The 20,614-nt window shown below is 69.2% G+C and carries 18 protein-coding genes and 2 riboswitches; of the genes, 6 read left to right on the top strand and 12 right to left on the bottom strand.

Annotated elements, in window-relative coordinates; all coding sequences use genetic code 11:
• The first annotated feature begins 28 nt into the window (after positions 1–28).
• Positions 29–871: a glutathione-dependent disulfide-bond oxidoreductase gene (yghU, locus tag RN02_RS04980; protein WP_043313372.1), complete on the top strand. Its 843-nt coding sequence runs from the start codon at positions 29–31 to the stop codon at positions 869–871.
• A 13-nt stretch (positions 872–884) separates the two neighbouring features.
• On the opposite strand, the gene RN02_RS04975 is transcribed toward yghU, so the two are convergent.
• Both RN02_RS04975 and RN02_RS04970 read right to left on the bottom strand, forming a co-directional pair.
• Positions 885–1,505: a DUF502 domain-containing protein gene (locus tag RN02_RS04975; RefSeq protein ID WP_043313369.1), complete on the bottom strand. Its 621-nt coding sequence runs from the start codon at positions 1,503–1,505 to the stop codon at positions 885–887.
• Between the two features lie 712 nt (positions 1,506–2,217).
• Entirely contained in the window at positions 2,218–2,883 is a 666-nt protein-coding gene (locus RN02_RS04970; RefSeq protein WP_043313368.1) for a TIGR04211 family SH3 domain-containing protein, read from the bottom strand.
• Between the two features lie 345 nt (positions 2,884–3,228).
• Here RN02_RS04970 and RN02_RS04965 point away from each other — a divergent pair, with 345 nt between their 5' ends.
• Positions 3,229–3,408, top strand: coding sequence for a hypothetical protein (locus RN02_RS04965; RefSeq protein ID WP_043313367.1), 180 nt, complete (start codon positions 3,229–3,231; stop codon positions 3,406–3,408).
• Between the two features lie 251 nt (positions 3,409–3,659).
• Here RN02_RS04965 and RN02_RS04960 read toward each other — a convergent pair whose 3' ends face one another.
• The 9 genes from RN02_RS04960 to RN02_RS04920 form a co-directional block, all read right to left on the bottom strand.
• Positions 3,660–4,973, bottom strand: coding sequence for a cytochrome c (locus tag RN02_RS04960; protein ID WP_043313365.1), 1,314 nt, complete (start codon positions 4,971–4,973; stop codon positions 3,660–3,662).
• An 11-nt stretch (positions 4,974–4,984) separates the two neighbouring features.
• The gene (locus RN02_RS04955; RefSeq protein ID WP_043313363.1) at positions 4,985–6,772 is read right to left on the bottom strand and encodes a GMC family oxidoreductase; all 1,788 of its coding nucleotides are present in this window, start codon (positions 6,770–6,772) and stop codon (positions 4,985–4,987) included.
• Positions 6,773–6,776: 4 nt separating this feature from the next.
• Positions 6,777–7,535, bottom strand: a complete 759-nt coding sequence (locus RN02_RS04950; RefSeq protein ID WP_043313361.1) for a gluconate 2-dehydrogenase subunit 3 family protein — start codon at positions 7,533–7,535, stop codon at positions 6,777–6,779.
• Positions 7,536–7,856: 321 nt separating this feature from the next.
• Positions 7,857–9,023, bottom strand: coding sequence for a lactonase family protein (locus RN02_RS04945; protein WP_043313360.1), 1,167 nt, complete (start codon positions 9,021–9,023; stop codon positions 7,857–7,859).
• Between the two features lie 63 nt (positions 9,024–9,086).
• Complete coding sequence (locus RN02_RS04940) at positions 9,087–10,073, bottom strand: 2-hydroxyacid dehydrogenase (RefSeq protein ID WP_043313358.1); 987 nt, start codon at positions 10,071–10,073, stop codon at positions 9,087–9,089.
• A gap of 12 nt (positions 10,074–10,085) precedes the next feature.
• Entirely contained in the window at positions 10,086–11,363 is a 1,278-nt protein-coding gene (locus tag RN02_RS04935) for an MFS transporter (protein ID WP_043313356.1), read from the bottom strand.
• A 70-nt stretch (positions 11,364–11,433) separates the two neighbouring features.
• A complete protein-coding gene (locus RN02_RS04930; protein ID WP_043313355.1) occupies positions 11,434–12,387 on the bottom strand; it encodes a sugar kinase in 954 nt (317 codons plus the stop codon).
• Positions 12,380–13,156, bottom strand: a complete 777-nt coding sequence (locus tag RN02_RS04925; protein WP_043313352.1) for an AP endonuclease — start codon at positions 13,154–13,156, stop codon at positions 12,380–12,382. The genes RN02_RS04930 and RN02_RS04925 overlap by 8 nt, the downstream gene beginning before the upstream one ends.
• A gap of 82 nt (positions 13,157–13,238) precedes the next feature.
• Positions 13,239–14,252: a LacI family DNA-binding transcriptional regulator gene (locus tag RN02_RS04920; protein ID WP_043272218.1), complete on the bottom strand. Its 1,014-nt coding sequence runs from the start codon at positions 14,250–14,252 to the stop codon at positions 13,239–13,241.
• Between the two features lie 124 nt (positions 14,253–14,376).
• Positions 14,377–14,438, top strand: a riboswitch (Fluoride riboswitch).
• A gap of 32 nt (positions 14,439–14,470) precedes the next feature.
• Between RN02_RS04920 and RN02_RS04915 the strand changes: the two genes are divergently transcribed.
• Positions 14,471–16,075: a MutS-related protein gene (locus tag RN02_RS04915; protein ID WP_082033715.1), complete on the top strand. Its 1,605-nt coding sequence runs from the start codon at positions 14,471–14,473 to the stop codon at positions 16,073–16,075.
• Complete coding sequence (locus RN02_RS04910) at positions 16,072–17,574, top strand: MutS-related protein (RefSeq protein ID WP_043313351.1); 1,503 nt, start codon at positions 16,072–16,074, stop codon at positions 17,572–17,574. The genes RN02_RS04915 and RN02_RS04910 overlap by 4 nt, the downstream gene beginning before the upstream one ends.
• 11 nt (positions 17,575–17,585) lie before the next feature.
• On the opposite strand, the gene RN02_RS04905 is transcribed toward RN02_RS04910, so the two are convergent.
• Positions 17,586–18,854 (bottom strand): MFS transporter, encoded by a 1,269-nt coding sequence (locus RN02_RS04905; RefSeq protein ID WP_236695155.1) that lies wholly within the window; start codon positions 18,852–18,854, stop codon positions 17,586–17,588.
• Positions 18,855–19,016: 162 nt separating this feature from the next.
• A riboswitch (Fluoride riboswitch) is annotated at positions 19,017–19,078 on the top strand.
• Positions 19,079–19,202: 124 nt separating this feature from the next.
• Here RN02_RS04905 and crcB point away from each other — a divergent pair.
• Together crcB and RN02_RS04895 are read left to right on the top strand one after the other, a co-directional pair.
• Positions 19,203–19,586 carry a fluoride efflux transporter CrcB gene (gene crcB / locus RN02_RS04900; protein WP_043313349.1) on the top strand — a complete coding sequence of 128 codons (384 nt, stop codon included), beginning with the start codon at positions 19,203–19,205 and terminating at the stop codon, positions 19,584–19,586.
• Positions 19,587–19,599: 13 nt separating this feature from the next.
• A complete protein-coding gene (locus RN02_RS04895) occupies positions 19,600–19,944 on the top strand; it encodes a DUF190 domain-containing protein (protein WP_009622630.1) in 345 nt (114 codons plus the stop codon).
• Positions 19,945–20,614 lie beyond the last annotated feature (670 nt).

The raw sequence follows: 20,614 nt of genomic DNA, 5'->3' as shown, positions 1-20,614 counted from the left end.
ACGAACTCCGTCCAAGGCGAGGATCGACATGCCGAACGAAACCTACACTCCACCGCGCGTCTGGACCTGGGACAAGGACAACGGCGGCACCTTCGCCAGCATCAACCGTCCCGTCGCCGGGGCCACCCACGACAAGCCCCTGCCACGCGGCAAGCATCCGCTGCAGCTGTATTCGCTGGCCACGCCCAATGGCGTCAAGGTGACCATCCTGCTCGAAGAGCTGCTGGAACTGGGCCTGGACGGCGCGCAATACGATGCCTGGCCCATCAGCATCAGCCAGGGCGAACAGTTCGGCAGCGGCTTCGTCGAGATCAACCCGAACTCCAAGATCCCCGCCCTGCTGGATACCGGTCTGGAGCCCGCGCTGCGCGTCTTCGAGTCCGGCTCGATCCTGCTCTACCTGGCCGAGAAGTTCGGGCGCTTCATCCCCGGCGACATCGCCGGGCGCACCGAAACCCTGAACTGGCTGTTCTGGCAGGTCGGCAGCGCCCCCTTCCTGGGTGGCGGCTTCGGCCACTTCTACGCCTACGCGCCGGAAAAGTTCGAGTACCCCATCAACCGCTATGCCATGGAGGTCAAGCGCCAGCTGGACGTGCTCGACCGGCAGCTGGCGAGCAACCGCTACGTCGCCGGCAGCGAGTACAGCATCGCCGACATGGCGATCTGGCCCTGGTACGGCGCGCTGATGAACAACCAGGTCTATGCCGCCGCCGAGTTCCTCGACGTCGAGACCTACACCCACGTGCGCCGCTGGACGGACGAAATCGGCAAGCGCCCCGCCGTGCAGCGTGGGGTCAAGGTCAACCGGACCTGGGGCGAGGCCCACGAGCAAGTGCCCGAACGCCACGGGCCCGACGACTTCCGGCGCTGAGACGGGCGGCCGGTCAGGCGGAACCGCCGCCGGGCGGCGACTCCCGGCCACGGGCCGCCTCCATGGCCTGCACCAGGCCGCGGGCGCCGGAGCCCCATTTGGTGATGACCTTCACCGCCTCGGTGAAGGGCACGTCGACCGGGTGCACGCGATGCGCCTCCAGTACGTACACGGCGCCGGCGAAGGGTGTCGGCACCGAGGGCACGAACACGGTGTAGCGGCCGTCCTCGAAGGCCTCGATGATGAAGCCGGGCACCAGGGCCTCTTCGATTTCCACCAGGGCCGGCTTCCAGATGCCGTCGTTCTTCTCGCCGGCCACCTGCAGGGTCAGGCTGCGCAGCAGTTCGTAGCCGGGGATGCGCTCGAACACCGAGCGCTCCAGCCGGCCTCGGGCCAGCTTTCCCAGGCGGGTGCGCACGGCGAGGCCGATGACGAAGCAGATCACCAGCACGAGCAGCACGGACAATATCTGCTGGGCCGGCAGGCTCTCCGGCAGCAGCTGGGTGAAGGGCCGGACCAGTTGGCCGGCCGAGGCGATGCCCTTGAGCAGGAGCAGCAGGGCCAGGTAGATCGGCAGGACGACCAGCAGGCCTGCCAGCACGCACCTGCCGATGAAAGCGACGGCGTTTTTCACGGAAGCACCTCCTCGGGTTGCTGGCCGCGGCCCGTGGAAAACACCTGCGCAGGGTCGGCCACGCGTGCCGGCGGGAGGCCGGCAGGGCTTGGAGATAGCCTAGACGACGGTGGGTCGTTTCACTTTCCCTTGGCTCTGGAAGACCAAAAACCAGAGCAAGAGCCGCTTTTGCTCTTCGTAGGAGCGAGCTTGCTCGCGAACCCCGCAGTCACTGGGTTTCCGCGTTCGCGGGAATGACGGGGGATGGTTAGGCGTTTCAGGATGACTCAGGATTTTCCTCCCGCCCCGAACGGCCCCCTCTCCCTTCAGGGCGGGGCGCGCAGCCGAGGGCTGGGGAGAGGGTTACGGACTCCCCCCACACACCTCTGCCAACCCTGACTCCGCTCCCCCTCCCTAACCCTCCCCCGCAAGCGGGAGAGGGAACCGTTCGGCATGAAACGCAATCACGAAGCGCCCTGCCCCCACATCCGTCTAGCCAAACCAATCGCGGACGGAGTCCGCTCCTACGGGTCCAGAATCGCTTCGGCGTTTCGGCCAACGGCGTATAACCGCGAACGGTTATACGCCCTACGCGCTCAGGATGATTCCGAACTCGCCGCCCACGCCGAACGGCCCCTCTCCCTCCGGGAGAGGGCTGGGGTGAGGGTGCGGAGCCTGGACTGGGCGCCTTCGCTGAACCAAGGCCCCCCCTAATCCCACCGCAACCAGCGCCTCAGATCCACTGATCGTTGCGCTTGCGCCGCACCCGCAGCAGGGTCGGCAGGATCAGCCCGACCAGCAGCCCGGCGCCGGCGATGCTGCCGCCGTAGGCCATGTAGCGCATCAGCACCTGCTTGTTCTCGTCGCCCAGTTGCGCCTGCGCCGCGCGCAGTTCGGAGCGGGCCTTGGTGAGTTCGTCGTCGAGGCCGGCGCGGGCCGCCTGCAGTTCGTCGATGAGTTTCTTGCGCGAGTCCAGGGTTTCCTGCATGCCCTGCACGCGGGTCTTCCAGCTGTCGTTGATGCCCGCCAGTTCAGCGCTCAGCTCGCTCACCTTCTGCTCCAGCTGCGGCAGGCGCTCGGCCTGGCCGGGCTTGTCCTGCAGGTCGCGGCTGGGGATCCACACGCTGCTGCCGCTTTCGCCGCGCACCTGGCTGTAGTCGCCCTGGGTGTTCAGCAGCTCGACCTTCTGCCCCGAGGTCAGGGTGCCGACGATGCGGTAGCCGTCGGTGGGGCCGCTGCGCACGTAGGTCGTCAGGCTGTCGCTCACCCAGCGCGCATTGCCGGCGCCCTCCTCGGCCTGCGCCGCGGCGCCGGCCGCCAGCAGGCCACCCAGCAGGCAGGCGCCCAGGGCGCGGGTGGGAAGGGATACGGAGGCGGGGAAATGACGGGATAGGGACATGGGCAATCTTCACATGGCGATAAACGAACCCCGGCGAGCGGGCGCGGTAAAAAGCCGGCCAGGCAGATGCTCCGGGGCGGCTACGATCTTGCTATCGGCGCGGCGCAATCACCCGGCTGGCGCGGGCCCGGGCCCGCCGCCCGGGGGGCCGACAGCAGACAGACAGCGCAACGGCGCAATGAGTTCACCGGGCGCCGTGATGGGGGGATGGGTGGTCGGTGGCGCACTGATGACTGACGGCGAGCCTGTAGTTCGTCGCACCACCCGCCTCCGCTCGTCGCCCGCCCGGGCGCCCGCGGGCATTCGCGTGTTTGCTTTAAGCACCACCTTCGCGGAGGGCCCGCCATGTGCCGGCAGATCCTGTTCTCGCTCGCCACGCTGATCGTCCTGACGCTGGGAACGGCCGCCTGCAGCAGCCGGGACTGCGCCTCCGGGCAGCAGACGGACTGCAAGGAACGCGACAGCCGCCAGCAGATTCCCAGGCAACAGATCGATCCGCGGATTCAGTCGTTGCCCAGGTATTGAGGTTTGGATTGGCGGCGGTGCCGGGGTGCTTTTCGTAGGATGGGTTGAGCGAAGCGATACCCATCACCGTGGCCGCATGGGTTTCGCTTCGCTCAACCCATCCTACGGGGTGTGGTGTTTGCCGGAGGCGTAGGATCTCATCCGCGAATCGCGCCGGTGGTTTCGGCTATCGCGGACAAGGTCCGCTCCTACGGTTCCAGGAAGCACGGTCGTAGGACCTTGTCCGCGATTGGACCCGCCGGCGGCGCCCCCTACGGCGCCTCCTTCCCCGTGGTATCGCCGATCAACGTCGCCGCCTTCAGCTCCGGCCTGGGCTGGCTGCGCAAGGCCTTCACCTGCCCGGCATCCACCGGCTCGGCCTGGTTGCCCCAGCTGCTGCGGATGAAGTTGACCACCTCGGCCACCTGCTGGTCCGACAGGCGCCAGGCGAAGCCGGGCATGCTGAAGGTGGACGGCGCCGTCGCCGTGGCCGGCAGGGTGCTGCCGTCGAGCACGATGTGGATCAGCGAGGTGGCGTCCGCGCTCTGCAGCACCGGGTTGCCGGCCAGCGCCGGGAACACCCGGGCGTAGCCCTTGCCGTCGGTGCGGTGGCAGGCGGCGCAGTTGTCGACGTAGAGCGCGGCGCCGGTCTTGCCGTCGTCGCCCTTCCACAACGCCCCGGCGACCTGGCGGTCTTCCCGGAACGGCTTGTCGTCGGGGTTCACCGGCGGCAGGGACTTCAGGTAACGGGCGATGGCGGCCAGGTCGGCGTCGGTCATGTACTGCATGCTGTGCTCGACCACGTCGCTCATGCCGCCGAACACCGCGCTGCGTTCGCTGCGCCCGGTCTTGAGGAAGGCGACGATCTGCGCCTCGCTCCAGCTGCCCAGGCCGTCCTTGTGGTCGCCGCGCAGGTTCTTGGCGATCCAGCCTTCCAGCGGCGCGCTGCCGGACAGGTACTCGGGCCCGTCGGCGGCGGCCAGGGCCTTCTCCTGCATGGTCAGCGCCCGCGGCGTGTGGCAGGCGCCGCAGTGCCCCAGGCCTTCCACCAGGTAGGCGCCGCGGGCCAGGGTCGGGTCCTGCCCGGCGGCGGCGAAGGGCTTCACCTCGGGGGCGAACAACCCGCGCCAGATCGCCAGCGGCCAGCGCATGCTCAGCGGCCAGGGAATGTCGCTGTCCTTGTTCTCCTGCACCACCGGCGCCACGCCGTGCATGAAGTAGGCGTAGAGCGCGCGCATGTCCTCGTCGCGGACGCGGGCATAGGACGGGTACGGCATGGCCGGGTACAGGGTGCTGCCGCCCTTGCCGATGCCCTGGCGCACGGCGCGCTCGAAGTCCTCGTAGCTGTAGTTGCCGATGCCGGTCTTGTCCGGGGTGATGTTGGTCGAGTAGATGGTGCCGATGGGCGTGGCCATCGGCAGGCCGCCGGCGAAGGGCTCGCCGCCCTTGGCGGTGTGGCAGGCCACGCAGTCGCCGGCGCGGGCCAGGTATTCGCCCTGCTTCACCTGCGCCGGGTCGGTCGCATCGGCGGCGTATAGCGCAGTGCTGGCGGCCATGGCCAGGGCGGCGCTGAGGAATGTCTTCATGTTCCGGCCTCCTATGCCTGCACCAGCGGGCCCGGGTGCTTCAGGTACACCTCGCGGATGGCCCGCGCCGACCAGTAGGTCAGCGCCGCCACCAGCCCGGTGGGGTTGTAGCCCAGGCCCTGGGGGAAGGCCGAGGCGCCGGGGACGAACACGTTGTGCACGTCCCACACCTGCAGGTAGCGGTTCAGGGCGCTGGTCTTGGGGTCGGTGCCCATGATCGCCCCGCCGTTGAGGTGGGTGGTCTGGTAGACGGTGGCGCCGAAGTGCTGGCCGAACTCCTTCATCGGCGCGGTGACCACCTTGGCGCCCATGGCATCGGCGATCTTGCGCATCTGCGCGACCATGAAGCGGTTCATCTTCACGTCGTTGTCCTTCCAGTCGAAGGTCATGCGCAGCAGCGGCTGGCCGTAGGCGTCCTTGTACAGCGGGTCGAGGTCCAGGTAGTTGTCGCGGTAGGACTGGTGCGCGCCGTGGGTGTCCATCGCCAGCATGTGCCGGTAGCTGTCGGCCAGCGCGGCCTTCCAGGCGCTGCCCCACTTGGGCGTGCCCGGCGGCACCTTGGCCCCGGCGATGGGCTTGGTGCCGGCCTGGTTGACCCAGAACGGCGAGCCGCCGACGAAGCCGTGGGGGCCGTGGTCGAAGTTGTCGGCGTTGAAGTCGTCCACCGCCACGCCGTTGCCGCCGGCGCCGATGAAGGGGTTGGTGTGGTGGCTGGCCTTGTCGAAGAAGGCGCTCACCGTGGAGATGTTCTGGAAGGCGAAGTTGCGCCCCACCACGCCCTCGTTCCTCAGCGGGTCGTAGGGCTTGCCGATGCCCGAGAGCAGCATCAGGCGCACGTTGTTGAACTGGAAGGCGCCGAGGATCACCAGGTCCGCCGGCTGCTCCACTTCGCGGCCCTGGGCGTCGACGTAGGTGACGCCGGTGGCCAGGTCCTTCTCGGCGTTGAGGTTCACCCGCAGCACGTGGGCGTTGTTGCGCAGTTCGAAGTTGGGCACCTGGCGCAGCGCCGGCAGGATGTTCACGTTGGGCGAGGCCTTGGAGTACATGTAGCAGGCGTAGCCGCTGCAGAAGCCGCAGAAGTTGCACGGCCCCATCTGCGCGCCGTAGGGGTTGGTGTAGGGCCCGGAGGTGTTGGCCGAGGGCAGGTTGTAGGGGTGGTAGCCGACCTCGCGGGCGGCCTTCTCGAACAGTTGCGCGGAGACGGTGTTCTTCTGCGCCGGCAGCGGGAAGTCGCTGGAGCGGTCGGCGGCGAAGGGGTTGCCGCCCTTGTCGCGGCCCACTACCTGGCCCTTGATCGACCAGGCCGTGCCGGAGGTGCCGAAGACCTTCTCGGCGAAGTCGAAGTATGGCTCCAGCTCGTCGTAGCTGACGCCGAAGTCCTGGATGGTCATGCCCTCGGGGATGAAGGCCTTGCCGTAGCGTTCCTCGTAGTGGCTGCGCAGGCGCAGTTCCACCGGGTCGACGCGGAAATGCACGCCCGACCAGTGCAGCCCCGCCCCGCCGGTGCCGGTGCCGGGCAGGAAGGCGCCGAACTGGCGGTAGGGCACGGCCAGGTCGCTCAGGCCGTGGCGCAGGGTCACGGTCTCGCGGGAGATGTCCATGAACAGTTTCTTGCGCGAGTTGTAGGTCAGCTCGTCCATGGTCTGCGGGTAGACGCCGTCGGGGTAGGTGTCGCGGGCCGGGCCGCGCTCCAGGGCCACCACTTGCAGCCCCGCCTCGGTCAGTTCCTTGGCCATGATGGCGCCGGTCCAGCCGAACCCGACGATGACCGCATCGACTTTCTTCAATACCTGGGCCATTGCCTCAACCTCGCTCGCCACTGATGGAAACCGGCGGGAAGGGATAGCGCTCGTCGCGCTCCACCCAGTCCATGAAGTCGGCGCGGGCGCCGGGGAAGCCGATCAGCTTCCAGCCGGCCAGGCCCTGGTTGCCGCCGTGCAGCGGGTCGCTGAAGAAGCCCTCGCGGGTGTTCAGCCAGAGCATGGCGAAGAAGGTCGCCGCCGGCACCGCCTGGAATTCGGCCTTGCCGCCGTCCAGGGCTTCCAGCGCCTGCTGTTGCTGCGCCGCGTCCAGTTCGGCGAAGGGTTTGTTCCACTTGGCCTTGCACCAGGCATCGGTCTCCTGGATGCCCAGGCGGTAGATTTCCTGCGGGCTGAGCTTCAGTTGGTAGCCCAGCTCCGGCGCGGCATCCGGGTGGAAGGGCCCCTGCATGTACCAGAGCCCGCCGCTGCCGTAGCGGGTGTTCAGCTGGCGGTCGATGAATTCCGGCACGCCGGCGTCCGCGGCCCCCGGGCCCAGCGCGTCGGTGGGGATGAGCACGGCCACGGCGGCCTGGACGAAGGCCCATTCCTGGGCGGTGAAGAAAGTCGGCTGGTAGGCGCGCGCGCCGCCCTGCCGCGGCTCGGCGGCGGGCTGCGGGTCGGCCGCGGGCGTGCTCGGGCCGCCGAGCACCACGCTGCCCACGCCGGTGCCGGCCAGGGTGGCCACGGGGATCAGCGCCAGGGACTTGCGCAGGAAGTCACGCCGCGCCGGTTGCGCGGCGGCTGGGTCGTCGTTGGACATGGCTGGGTCTCTCCTTTTTCCAACAGGTCAATCAGGTCGTGTAGGTCTTCTCGCCCCTTTTGCGGCCGGTGGTGCCGGGCGCGTGGGGCTGTTGTTCGTGTCGGTAAGCATAGGTGGCTATCGAAAGCGCGCCGGTTACAGGGAAGCACGGGCGCTTTTCGTAGGATGGGTTGAGCTTGCGAAACCCATGCTGTCGGGGTGATGGGTATCGCTTCGCTCAACCCATCCTACGGGGCTGGAAATCCGAATCGCGGACGGAGTCCGCTCCTACGGGTCCGGAGGCATGGGACTCTCCCGCTTGCGGTAGAGGCTGGGGAGACCTCAGCGCAGGAATTTCAAATCGGAAGGCGAGTCGATGGCGAACTTCTGCACCGTCTCCCCCAGCTTGCCGCTGGCCGGATCGCGGCGCATGACCACGACCTGGTTGCTCTTCTGATTCGCCACCAGCAGGAAGCGCCCACTGGGATCGAGGCTGAACTCGCGCGGCTCGATGCCCTCCACCGAGCGCCGCTGCAACTCCTTCAACTGGCCACTCGCCGGATCCACTGCATACACCAGCAGCTCACTGGCCTTGCCACGGTTGCTGGCGTAGAGGAACCGCCCGTCTGGCGACAGGTGCACGGCGGCGGCAGCCTTGTGCGCGGCGTCCTGGCCGGCGGCCATGTCCACCAGTTGCGTGCGTTGCAACTGGCCGTCGCGTACCTCGAACACGGCGATCTGCCCGGCCATCTCCAGGGTCAGGTAGGCATAACGGCCGTCATGGCTGAACAGCAGGTGGCGCGGGCCGCTGCCCGGCGGCAGGTCCACTGCCGCCGGTTGCGCCGGGCTCAGCGGGTGTTCGCGGTTGGCCGCGTCGTAGCGGTAGACGAAGACCTTGTCCGCGCCCAGGTCCTGCACGTAGACGTAGCGCCCGTCCACCCCGGAGACCACCGAGTGCACGTGGCTGCTGGCCTGGCGCTCGGGGTTGACGCGGGAGGCGCCGTGGCGCTCCTGCTGCACCACACCGCTCAGTTGGCCCTGCTCGTCGATGCCGAGCACCGCCAGGTTGCCGCCCGGGTCCGGGTGCACCGCGTAGTTGGCCACGAACAGGTGCCCACCCCCGGCCGCCAGGCTGGAGTGGGTGGGCTCGTCGCCACGGCTTTGCACCTGGTTCAGCAGGCTCAGCTGGTGGTTGGCCGGGTCGATGGCGAAGGCGCTGACCTTGCCGAGCGGGTCGCTCGCGCCGGGGCCGTTCTCGTTGACGGCGTAGAGGCGCGTCTGGTCGGCATTGAGCGTCAGCCAGGAGGGGTTTTCGCTGGGCACCACCTGCAACGCCTCGGCCTGGATGTGGCCGCTGGCGCTGTCGAAGCGGTAACGGTAGATGCCCTGGCTGCCGGCGCCGGTGTAGGTGCCGACCAGTAGGTCGTATTGCTGGGCGGCGCTGGCCGGCCCGGCGAACAGGCCGGTGCCGGCGCACAGCAGCAGGGTCAGGGCGGCGGGTTTGATCATGATGGGCGTGTCCTTGCAGGCAGAGGGTCGGTCACGGGTCGGACCGGGTGAAAAGGCGGCGGTTCAACCGGATCGACGCGCCCAGGCGCCGGGGTTGACCAGGTTCGCCGGGCGTTCGCCGGCCAGGGCCGCCAGCAGGTTGTCCACCGCGCAGCGGGCCATGGCCTCGCGGGTTTCCTCGGTGGCCGAGCCGATGTGCGGCGTCGCCACCAGGTTGTCCAGCCGCAGCAGCGGCGAATCCGCCGGCAGCGGCTCGCGCACGAACACGTCGAGGCCGGCGCCGCGGATGCGCCGCTCGCGCAAGGCCCGCAGCAGTGCCTCTTCGTCCAGCACGCGGCCGCGGGAGATGTTCACCAGGATGGCAGAGGGTTTCATCAGCGCCAGTTCGCGTTCGCCGATCAGCCCTTGCGTCTCGGCACTCAGCGGCACGCACAGGCAGACGAAGTCGGCCTCGCCCAGCAGCGCATCCAGCGACAGGTGGCGCGCGCCGTAGCGGGCCTCCACCTCCGGCCGCGGCCGCCGCGCGCTGTACAGCACCCGCATGCCGAAGCCGGCCTGGGCGCGGCGCGCCAGGGCCTCGCCGATGCGGCCCATACCGACGATACCGAGGCTCTTGCCATGCACGTCGCAGCCGAACTGCGCCGGGCCGATGCCGGCCTGCCAGTGCCCGGCGCGGATCCAGCGGTCCAGCTCGGCCACCCGCCGGGCGCTGGCCAGCAGCAGGGCGAAGCCGGTGTCGGCGGTGGTCTCGGTGAGCACGTCGGGGGTGTTGGTGAGCAGCACGCCGCGGCGCTCCAGCTCGGCGATGTCGTAGTTGTCCACGCCCACCGAGACGCTGGAGACCACCTCCAGCTGCGGCGCCAGGTCCAGTAGCCCGGCGTCCAGGCGCAGGCTGGCGCCCAGCAGGCCCTGGGCGCCGGGCAGCGCCGCGCGCAGGCGGGCCAGGCCGTCGGCGGCCGGGTCCTCGATCAGGGTCACCTCGGCGTGGGCCTGCAGGCGCTGCATCAGCGCGTCGGACAGGCGCTTGTAGAGGACGATGCGTTTCTTCATGGTCGAATCTTCCTAGTGGCCCAGCGCCGGACGAAGGCGCTCGGCTTTCTGCGAGGGGTTGAGGATGGCGGTCAGGGCAACGGCCGCCAGCAGCGCGCCGCACATGAACAGGTAGGAGGCGCCGGGCCCACCGGTGGCGCCGTTGAGGTAGCCCACCAGCCAGGAGCCGGAGAACGAGCCCAGCGCGCCCATGCTGTTGATCAGCGCCATGGCGCCGCCGGCGACGTTGCTCGGCAGCACTTCCGGGACGATGGCGAAGAACGGCCCATAGGGCGCGTACATGCAGGCACCGGCGATCACCAGCAGCGCGTAGGAAGCCCAGAAGTGCTGGCTGCCCAGGGCGTAGGAGCCGTAGAAGGCCAGGGCCGCGACCAGCAGCGGCGGCCAGACGAAGCGCTTGCGCTTCTGCAGGCGGTCCGAGGCCCAGGACACCCCGAGCATGGCCAGCACCGCCACCAGGTACGGCAGCGCCGACAGCCAGCCGGCGCTGACGATGTCCAGGCCCGAGGCCTGCTTGAGGATCGACGGCAGCCAGAGCACGAAGCCGTACACGCCGATGCTCCAGCAGAAGTACTGCAGGCAGAGGATGATCACCTTGGGCGAGCGGAACGCCTCGCGGTAGTTCTTCACCGGCCTGATGCCCTGCTGCTCGGCGGCCAGGGCGCGCTGCAGCGCGGCCTTCTCGGCCTCGTCCAGCCACTTGGCCTGGGCCGGGCGGTCATCCACCAGGCGCCACCAGATGAAGGCCCAGAGCACCGCCGGCAGGCCCTCGATGATGAACATCCAGCGCCAGTCGAACTGGCTCACCAGGTAGCCGGAGAGCACCGACATCCAGAGGATGGTCACCGGGTTGCCGAGGATCAGGAAGGTGTTGGCCCGCGAGCGCTCGGCGCGGGTGAACCAGTGGCAGAGGTAGACCAGCATGGCCGGCATCACCGCCGCCTCCACCACGCCCAGCAGGAAGCGGATGCCCACCAGCAGGTAGACGTCGTGGACCATGCCGGTGAGCGTGGCCAGGCCGCCCCAGAGGATCAGGCTGGCGAAGATCAGCTTCTTCACGCTGCGCTTCTCGGCGTAGATGGCGCCGGGCACCTGGAAGAAGAAGTAGCCCAGGAAGAACAGCGCGCCCAGCAGCGAGGACAGCGCCGGGGTGATGTTCAGGTCCTCGGCCATGCCGGAGGCGGCGGCGAAGCCGTAGTTGGCGCGGTCCAGGTAGGCCAGGCTGTAGGTGACGAAGACGATGGGCATGATGTGCCACCAGCGGCGTGGGGCGAGTCGGTCGATCTGCATGGCATTTCTCCTGAGCTTGTTGTTCTTGTCGCAACAGGTGCCGGCCGGGCCGGCGGTTATAAGGTCCGGTTCAGGCGCGCAGGCGGGCGTCGTGGGCTTCGAGTTCGTGGCGCAGGGGCAGGCCTTCCATGTCGCCGCGCGACTGCACCGCGCGGCTGCCGCACCAGTTGCCGCGGGCCACCGCGTGGCGCAGGTCGCAGCCTTCCAGCAGGGCGCTGATCACGCCCACGGCGAAGGCGTCGCCGGCGCCCACGGTGTCCACCACCCGCGCCACCGGCTGCGCCGGCACCACGCCTTCGCGGCCGTCGGCGTCGCGGAAGTAGGCGCCCTCGGCGCCGAGCTTGATGGCCACGCACTCCACGCCCCGTTCAAGGTAGAAGCCGGCGATGGCTTCGGGCGACTGGCGGCCGGTCAGCAGGCGGCCCTCCTCCAGGCCCGGCAGCACCCAGTGGGCCTTGGACGCCAGGGCGTTGATCTCGCGCACCATGGTGGCGCGGTCCGGCCACAGCGAGGGGCGCAGGTTGGGGTCGAAGGACACGCTGCGGCCGGCGGCGCGCATGGCGTCCAGCAGTTGGTGGGACAGCTCGCGGCAGCTCGCCGAAAGCGCCGGTACTATGCCCGTGGCGTGCAGGTGGCGGGCGCGCAGCAGGCCCGGGCGCAGCAGCGTCGGCGACATGCGGCTGGCCGCCGAATGGCGGCGGAAGTATTCCACCCGCGGGTCGCTGCCGTCGTCGCAGCGGGCCTTGAGCTGGAAGCCGGTGGGGTGCTGCGCGTCCACCTCCACGCCGTCGCAGTCCAGGCCCTCGCGGCGCAGGCTGGCCAGCACGAAGCGGCCCAGGCAGTCGTCGCCCACCCGGCTCAGCCAGTTCACCCGCAGGCCCAGGCGCGCCAGGCCGATGGCCACGTTGCTGTCGGCGCCGGCGATGCGCTTGCCGAAGCCTTCCACCTCGGCCAGGTCGCCGCACTGCTCGGCGACGAACATGGCCATGGTCTCGCCGAAGCAGAGCACGTCGTGTTCAGCCATGGCGCACCTCCGCGGCGCGGCCCAGCTGCGCCAGTTGCGCCACCTGCTCGCGGATCAGGCTGGCCAGGTCGTCGCCGGCCAGCGGGTATTCGATGGCGCGCGGCACGCCGGGGGCGAAGCGCGCCAGCAGCGCCTCCCACTCGTCGAGGTCGGCGGGCTGCGGTGGTATGGCCACCAGGCGCCCATCCTCGCGGCGGCGCACCGCCTTGCAATGCACGTAGCGCACCCAGGGCCCGAGCAGGCGCGCGGCCCGCTGCGGCGACTCGCCCTGCCAGTGCCAGTTGCCGATGTCGAAGGTCATGGCCAGCGGCAGGCCCAGCTCGGCGGCGCGGCGGAAACAGCGCAGCAGCGGCTCGACGCGGCCGCCCCGGGCGGTCTGGTCGTTCTCCACCAGCAGCGCCGGCCCCTGCGCCAGCAAGGGGCGCAGGGCCTCCAGGTCACATTCGTCGCGGTAGTGGCCGAGGGAAACCTTCAGCGCCACGGCGCCGGCCTCCCCTGCCAGGCGCAGGCGTTCGGCCACAGCCGGCTCCAGGCTGGCGTCGGCGCGCCACAGCTCCAGCGGCGCCGAGTACAGGCTTTCCAGGCCCTGGGCGGCGCTGGCCGCGGCCAGGGTGGCGGCATCGGGCAGCGCGTCGAAGAGTTCTTCGCGCCATTCGACGCGGCTCGCGCCGGCCTCGGCCAGCAGCGCCAGGTAGGCGGCCTGGCCCCGCTGGCGCACGGCATCGGCGCCGAAACTGGACAGGCTGATGGATACGGGGTTCGCGTGCATTGTTCTTGTCCTTCTCGTTCAGCCGGATGAAACCGGTTTCATTTCTGGCCGAAAACCATCGCGGCGCCGGACCGCCCCGGTTTCAGCCGCGTGCTGGGGTGGAGCCTCTGACGATGAGTTCGGCGCGCAGGTCCAGGCGCCGCGCCGGCAGCGTGGCCCCCTGCAGGCGTTCCAGCAGGCACTGGAAGGCCGCCTGGCCGATGCGCTCGGTGGGTTGGGCCAGGGCGGTGATGCCGCCGCCGACCAGGGGGTACCAGTCCAGTTCGTCGAGGGCCAGCAGGCCGACCTCGTCGAACAGGCGCACGCCCATCTCGTGCAGGGTGCGGGTGGCGCACAGGGTGGCCACGCCGTTGCAGGTGAACAGCGCCTGCGGGCCGTGCCCGGCGCCGGCGAGGAAGGCGGCCAGTTGCCCGCGCAGGTCGCCGCCGGTTTCCAGCACCTGGCCGCGCAGGCCGGGCCGGCGGGCGATGGAGGCCTGGAAGGCGGCCACCCGCTCCTGCCGCGAGCTGGTGCCGTCCAGCGGCTCGCTGACCGCCAGGATGTCGCGGTAGCCGCGGGCCTGCAGGTGGTCCAGGGCCTGCTCCACGGCATCGGCGTTGTCCAGCCCCACCAGGTCGGAGCGCAGCTCTTCCAACTGGCGGTCCACCAGCACCATGGGCAGCTCGCGGGCCAGGCTGGCCAGCTCGCCGGCGTGGTGGCCGAGGGTGTTCACGATCAGGCCTTCGACGTTGTACGACTGCAGCGCCTCCAGGTGCAGGCGCTCCTGCTCGTCGTCGCGGTCGGTGTTGCACACCACCAGGCTGTAGCCGTGCTGGCGGCAGGCGGTCTCCACGCCGTGCATCACGGCGACGGAGTAAGGGTTGCGGATGTCTGCCAGGAGCATGCCGACCAGCCGCGTGCGGCCGCGCTTGAGGCCGCTGGCCATGCGGTTGGGGCGGTAGCCGAGCTGCTCGATCACCGCCTCGATGCGCTGGGCGGTGGCGTCGGCGAGCAGTTGCCGGTCGCCGCCGATGTAGCGCGAGACCGTGGCCTTGGAAACGCCAGCAGCACGGGCCACCTCGCTGATGGTGACCCGCCCGCGGGCAGGCGGCAGCATGTCGTTCACCCTTTCGATCCTTTTGTATGCGCTTCTGCTGGAAGGGTTATGAAACCGGTTTCAATAAATCAGGGATGAAGTCTGTCGTCAAGCGCCGGCGGACGCAATGGGATTCTGCTAGGGTTGAAACCCAGGAGATGGCATTCCTCCTTTAACCGCCCCCGTGCTGATGATGCCTGCATGACCCCGGACGACATCCGCCCCCGGAGGAATGGATCATGTCATCAGCCATGCAGCCGCTTTCCGGCACCGCCGCGCTCGATCCGCAGGTCGCGGACACACAAGCCGGCGACTTCCACAGCATCCTCTTCCCCGGCGCCCGGCGCCCTCCCCTGGCCAGCGCGCCGCCGCCCTGCTTCAAGGATCTGAACCTCGACCAGGTGGTCGACGCCATCACCGCCGACCGCCACGAGTACGACCTGGAGCCGTTCTTCTACACCCACCTGGACGACCTCGACGCCATCGTCTACCGCCAGGAGGTGATGCACGACCTGCTCGACCCCGGCCTGCTCGCCGACCTCCAGGCCTTCGCCGCCGGCATGCGCGCCGTGCGCCGCCACCTGGTGCCGGAAGAGAAGCTCTACTACCCGCGCCAGCAGCAGCGCAGCTTCGTCGAGGCGGTGCGCGTCTATTGCGCCACGCTCAACCAGCTGGCCCAGGCCCTGGCCGCCCGCCCCTTCGAGTCGCGCGGCCTGCGCGGGTTGCTGGCGTACCTGGGGCGCTACCTGGCCTCGGAACGCTTCACCGGCCTGGCCGGCGACACCCGGCACCTGCTCGACGGGCTCGGCGCCGTCACCTACTCGATGCTGATCAGCGGCAACCAGGTCCGCGTCCAGCGCTACGAGCCGACCGAGGACATCGGCACGGCCATCGGCAGGACCTTCGCCAAGTTCCGCCAGGGCGACGTGCGCGACTACCACGCCAAGTTCAACGAATGGCCGGGCATGAACCACGTCGAGGCGGCGGTGCTGGACATGGTGGCGCAGCTCTACCCGGAGGTCTTCGCCGAGCAGGCGGAATTCTGCGACAGGCATGCCGGCTTCCTCGACGCCACCGTGCAGGCCTTCGACCGCGAGGTGCAGTTCTACCTGGCGTACCTGGCCTACATCCAGCCGCTGGTGGAGGCCGGCATGAGCTTCTGCTTCCCCGGCGTGCGCACCGACAGCAAGGCCGTGTTCGCCCGCAATGCCTTCGACCTCGCCCTGGCCAGCCGCCTGGTGCGCAACAGCAACAAGCTGGAGGTGGTGTGCAACGACTTCGAGCTTGCCGGGCGCGAGCGCATCCTGGTGGTCTCCGGCCCCAACCAGGGCGGCAAGACCACCTTCGCCCGCCTGTTCGGCCAACTGCACTACCTGGCCTGCATCGGCTGCCGGGTGCCGGCCGGGTCCGCCGAGCTGTTCCTCTTCGACCGCCTGTTCACCCTGTTCGAGAAACAGGAGCGCCCCGGCGACCTGCGCGGCAAGCTGCAGGACGACCTGCTCCGCGCCCGCGGCATACTCGAAGGCGCCAGCGAGCGCAGCCTGGTGCTGATCAACGAAATCTTCTCCTCGACCACCGCCGCCGACGCCGCCTTCCTCGGCCAGAAGATCCTCGGGCGGATCATCGAACTGGACGCCCTCTGCGTGTGCGTCACCTTCATCTACGAGCTGACGCAGATGGGCGAGACCATCGTCAGCATGATGAGCTGCGTCGACCCGGACGACCCGTCCCGGCGCACCTTCAAGGTCCTGCGCAAGCCGCCGGACCGGCTGTCCTACGCCCTCTCCATCGCCCGCAAGCACCGCCTCACCTACGCCAGCGTGAAGGAGCGCATCCGGCCATGAAAGCCCACCTCATGTACCCGCAGGCCGACTTCGACCTGGACAGGCAGCCGCCGCTGCACGCCGACGACCTGGTCCAGGACCTGGCCCTGGACAGCCTGTTCGACGCCATGGCCGGCGACGACAAGTTCCTCCGCCAGGTCGCCCGCTGCGCCCTGCTGACCGCCTTCGACAGCACCCCGGAAGTGGTCGGCCATCGCCAGGCGGTGCTGCGCGACTGCCTGGCCAACCAGGCGCTGGTGCGCGACCTGTACCAGCTCGCGCTGGATGTGCTGGGGCTGGAGAAAAACGTCTACCTGAGCTTCATGACCAAGTACCCCAGCAGCATCATGCACCGCTCGCTGAAGCTGCTGCACCTGCAGATCGACCTGCTCCGGCGCCTGCGGCGGATGGCCGACGAGCAGGCCGGGCGCTTCGCCTCGGACGGCTTCGGCAAGCTGTTCGGGCTGATCCGCGAGGAAATCAGCGACCAGTATTTCGCCGAACTCAATGCGCATTTCGAGCAGCTCAAGCTGCGCAAGGGCTTCCTCGTCAGCGCCCGCCTGGGCCCGCTGAACCGCGGCCTGGACTACTGCCTGCGGCGCTACCCCAAGCCCCGGGGCAACTGGCTGCAGCGCCTGGTGCAGAAGAAACCGGAGAGCTATGTCTACGAGATCGCCGAGCGCGACGAAACCGGCGCCACGGCGCTGGCGGAGCTGCAGGACAGGGGCGCCAACGAGGTCGCCAACGCCCTCGCCCAGGCCGCCGAGCACATCACCAGCTTCTTCGAGATGCTGCGCACGGAGCTGGCGTTCTACATCGGCTGCCTGAACCTGCGCGAGCGCCTGAGCGAGCTGCGCTGCGCAATCGGCTTCCCCGAGGTCACCCCCGCCGGGCAGTACCAGCAGGCCTTCGAAGGCCTCTACGACATCTGCCTGGCTCTGAACATGCGGCGCCAGGTGGTGGGCAACGACCTGGCCGGCGACGGCCGCCGGCTGTTCGTCATCACCGGCGCCAACCAGGGCGGCAAGTCCACCTTCCTGCGCAGCATCGGCCTGGCCCAGCTGATGCTGCAGTGCGGCCTGTTCGTCCCGGCCCGGCGCCTGCGCGCCAACCTCTGCGACGGCCTGTACACCCACTACAAGCGCGAGGAAGACGCCAGCATGAGGCGCGGCAAGCTGGACGAGGAACTGGCGCGCATGAGCGAAATCGTCGACCACCTCAGCCCGCGCTCCATCCTGCTGTGCAACGAATCCTTCGCCGCCACCAACGAGCGCGAAGGCTCGGAAATCGCCCGCCAGGTCGTGCGCGCCCTGGCCGAGGCCGGGGTGAAGACCTTCTTCGTCACCCACCTCCACGACTTCGCCGAAAGCCTCTACCGCGAGCCGCCCGCGGGCAGCCTGTTCCTGCGCGCCGAACGCCGGGACGACGGCGGGCGGACCTTCCGCATCGTCGAGGGCGAGCCGCTGGCCACCGCCTTCGGCACCGACCTGTATGCGCAGGTCTTCGGCGAACCGGCCTGAAGCCGCAGCGGCTAGCCGGCGCGGGCCGGCAGCCGGGCCAGCGCGGCTGTGCCCGCGGCCATCAGCACGGCGGCGCAGACGAATGCGAGCACCGGCGAGACGGCGCTCCAGAGCAGCCCGACGGTGGCGCTGGAAATGAACTTCGCCGTGCCGTTCACCGTGCCGAGCGCGCCATAGCTCAGGGCCAATGTCTGCGGCTCCACCATGTCGGCGGTCACGGTGGACTCCAGGGCCTCCTGCACCGAGACGTAGAGCCCGGCGACGGTGAACAGCAGCACCAGCAACGGCAGGCTGTCCACCCGCAGCCAGAAGGCCAGGGCCGCCAGCAGCGCCGTGAGGACGCCAAGGGCATAGCCGGCCACCAGCACCGGCAGGGAGCCCAGGCGGTCGGCCAGCGCGCCGACGGGATAGGACGTCAGCACCTGCACCAGGTTGCGCCAGACGTACAGCAGGCCGGCCACCTGCGCCGCCTGGACCAGGCCCAGGCCGCCGGCCAGCAGCTGCGTGGCGGCGAGGATGAGCAGGCTGTGGCTGAAGTCGCCGACGCCGAACACCGCGACCGCCCCCAGGTAGCGCTTGAAGCGCAGGGGCAGGCCCTTCAGCGTCTGCAGCAGTTTCAGTTGCGGGTTCGGCGAATGCTGCGGGTCGCGCACCAGGGTCAGGAACGCCAGCACGGCGAGCGCGCCGGGAATCACGCTCAGCCACAGCACCAGGCGGAACGGCCCGCTGTCATCGTCCCAGTGCAACTGCTGGGCCCAGCCGAGCAGCGCGACGCCCAGCAGGGGCCCGGCCACGGCTCCCACAGTATCCATCGCGCGATGGAAGCCGAAGGCCCGGCCGCGGGTCTCGGCGGTCACCGCCTGGATCACGATGGCATCACGCAACGGGCCGCGCAGCCCCTTGCCGAACCAGGACACCAGCCGGCCGAGGAGGATCAGCGGCCAGCCCAGCGCCAGGGCCAGCAGCACCTGGCCGACCGGCGTCAGCCCGTAGCCGACCACCACCAGCAGCTTGCGATGCCCCAGCTTGTCGGCGATGTAGCCGGAGAACATCTTGGTGTAGGCGGCCAGGGCATCGGCGATGCCCTCGATGGTGCCCAGCGCGGCAGCGGGCACCCCGAGCACCGCCAGGAACCCCGGCAGGATCACGGTGGTGGTCTCGTAGCAGAAATCGCCCAGGGCGCTGGTCACCCCCGCCCCCACGACCGTGGCGTTGAGCCAGGCGGCGCGGCCCGTCTTGCCGGCCGTCTCCGGGGCCCGCTGCTGCGACGGCTCCATCATGCCTCCTCGTTGGCGGAGCGCGGGCCCTGCGCAGGCAGGCGGCTCCGGGGTCCAGCGGAATACCCGCCGGGCGTCACCCGTTGCAGCTTAGAAGAACCTGTTCGGCCCATGGCTGCAAGGCGCACGCAGGGGCTTTCCCCCAGCGCGGCAAAAGTGCTAGCTTTCGCCGCAGGAGATGGCATTCCTCCTTTAACCGCCCCCGTGCTGATGATGCCTACGTGAACCCTGGACAGGGTGCGTAGGTGTGCGTCCTGTCCTTTTGCAAAAGGACCGGACCGTGACCGCAACACCCCACCCATTCCCCTCCCCCGCATCGCCCGTACCCTCTTTCCATGGGGGCTCGCCGGCATGTTGAAATCCATCCTGGTGATCGTCCTCGGCGGCTCCATCGGCTGCCTGCTGCGCTGGTTCCTCGGCCTGCAGCTCAACGCCCTGTTCCCCACCATTCCGCCGGGCACCTGGGCCGCCAACATGATCGGCGGCTACGTCATCGGCCTGGCCGTGGCCTTCTTCGCCGCCAACCCGACCCTCAGCCCGGAATGGCGCCTGCTGCTGGTCACCGGCTTCTGCGGCGGCCTGACCACCTTCTCGACCTTTTCCGCGGAAACCTTCTCGCTGCTGCAGACCGGCCGCGTGGCCTGGGCGCTGGGGGAAATCGCGGTGCACGTCGTAGGTTCGCTGCTGGCAACCGCCGCGGGCGTTCTAACCTACACATTGCTGGGCGCACGCTGACGGAGGCGCAATCATGAAAGGCTACCTGGTGACATTCTTCACCCAACAGAGCCGCCGCCACGGCGGCAAGCTGATCACCGACTGGATGGTCGACCTGGCCCGGGGCATGAAGCTCAAAGGCGCCACCCTGGTCGTCGGCGCGGAAGGTTTCGGCCACGCCGGGCGGGTGCACTCCTACCACTTCTTCGAACTGGCCGACCAGCCGGTGGAAATCTGCCTGGCCGTCACCGAAGACGAGTGCGAGCGCCTGTTCGAACGCCTGGAGGCCGAGGACCTCGCCCTGTTCTACGTGAAGACCCCCGTGGAAATGGGCACCGTGGGCAAGCGCAAGGCCGACCGCGACGCTCCTGCCAGCTGACGCTTACGCAGATCCGCTGGACATCCAGGTCGTTACCCGCGAGGAAACCCACGAATCGGTGGCGTGCACGCCCACTGGCAAGGCACCGACCTCCAGGCATTGAGGTGCTCACTGCTTTCGTAGGCGCGAAGCGGCGCCCTGTTCTTGCGCGCGAGCCGTGTTTACTGTGGCGATGGCGCATTGGGTTGACTCCGGCCCCTCACCCCAGCCCTCTCCCGGAGGGAGAGGGGGCCGTTCGGAGCGAGCGGAGACTTCGGCGTCATCCTGATACTCCGCCGTAGGGCGCATAACCGTTCGCGGTTATCCGCCGTTGGCCGTACCACCGGGATGTCCGGCATGGCCGGCGAATCCAATCGCGGACGGAGTCCGCTCCTACGCCCTAGGCTCCCTGGAGCCGCCGAGGTGCTCTTCGTAGGAGCGAGCTTGCTCGCGAACAGGTGCTCACCGGTGGCTGCGGTGTTTTGGCTGGACGCCTTTCCCTCTCCCTAACCCTCTCCCTGAAGGGAGAGGGGACCGTTGGGCAGGGTCTGATGTTCTGGAGTCAGCCGGCTGGCACCGTGCTTTCTGGTTGAAACCATACCTTCTCTCGGCACGGACTAGCCCCCTCTCCCTTCAGGGAGAGGGTTGGGGAGAGGGGCTCTTAAACCCGGCACCTACACCACCGGCGAGC

This window comes from Pseudomonas sp. PI1 (assembly GCF_000812405.1).
GTDB classification, from domain to species: Bacteria; Pseudomonadota; Gammaproteobacteria; order Pseudomonadales; family Pseudomonadaceae; genus Pseudomonas; species Pseudomonas citronellolis.
Note: the sequence above shows the minus strand (reverse complement) of the source record. Positions and strands in the feature narration are given on the sequence as shown.

Coding starts and splice junctions, on each gene's coding strand:
- yghU (WP_043313372.1), top strand. CDS start 29: ATGCCGAACGAAACCTACACTCCACCGCGCGTCTGGACCTGGGACAAG.
- RN02_RS04970 (WP_043313368.1), bottom strand. CDS start 2,883: ATGTCCCTATCCCGTCATTTCCCCGCCTCCGTATCCCTTCCCACCCGC.
- RN02_RS04965 (WP_043313367.1), top strand. CDS start 3,229: ATGTGCCGGCAGATCCTGTTCTCGCTCGCCACGCTGATCGTCCTGACG.
- RN02_RS04960 (WP_043313365.1), bottom strand. CDS start 4,973: ATGAAGACATTCCTCAGCGCCGCCCTGGCCATGGCCGCCAGCACTGCG.
- RN02_RS04955 (WP_043313363.1), bottom strand. CDS start 6,772: ATGGCCCAGGTATTGAAGAAAGTCGATGCGGTCATCGTCGGGTTCGGC.
- RN02_RS04950 (WP_043313361.1), bottom strand. CDS start 7,535: ATGTCCAACGACGACCCAGCCGCCGCGCAACCGGCGCGGCGTGACTTC.
- RN02_RS04945 (WP_043313360.1), bottom strand. CDS start 9,023: ATGATCAAACCCGCCGCCCTGACCCTGCTGCTGTGCGCCGGCACCGGC.
- RN02_RS04940 (WP_043313358.1), bottom strand. CDS start 10,073: ATGAAGAAACGCATCGTCCTCTACAAGCGCCTGTCCGACGCGCTGATG.
- RN02_RS04935 (WP_043313356.1), bottom strand. CDS start 11,363: ATGCAGATCGACCGACTCGCCCCACGCCGCTGGTGGCACATCATGCCC.
- RN02_RS04930 (WP_043313355.1), bottom strand. CDS start 12,387: ATGGCTGAACACGACGTGCTCTGCTTCGGCGAGACCATGGCCATGTTC.
- RN02_RS04925 (WP_043313352.1), bottom strand. CDS start 13,156: ATGCACGCGAACCCCGTATCCATCAGCCTGTCCAGTTTCGGCGCCGAT.
- RN02_RS04920 (WP_043272218.1), bottom strand. CDS start 14,252: ATGCTGCCGCCTGCCCGCGGGCGGGTCACCATCAGCGAGGTGGCCCGT.
- RN02_RS04915 (WP_082033715.1), top strand. CDS start 14,471: ATGTCATCAGCCATGCAGCCGCTTTCCGGCACCGCCGCGCTCGATCCG.
- RN02_RS04910 (WP_043313351.1), top strand. CDS start 16,072: ATGAAAGCCCACCTCATGTACCCGCAGGCCGACTTCGACCTGGACAGG.
- RN02_RS04905 (WP_236695155.1), bottom strand. CDS start 18,854: ATGATGGAGCCGTCGCAGCAGCGGGCCCCGGAGACGGCCGGCAAGACG.
- crcB (WP_043313349.1), top strand. CDS start 19,203: ATGTTGAAATCCATCCTGGTGATCGTCCTCGGCGGCTCCATCGGCTGC.
- RN02_RS04895 (WP_009622630.1), top strand. CDS start 19,600: ATGAAAGGCTACCTGGTGACATTCTTCACCCAACAGAGCCGCCGCCAC.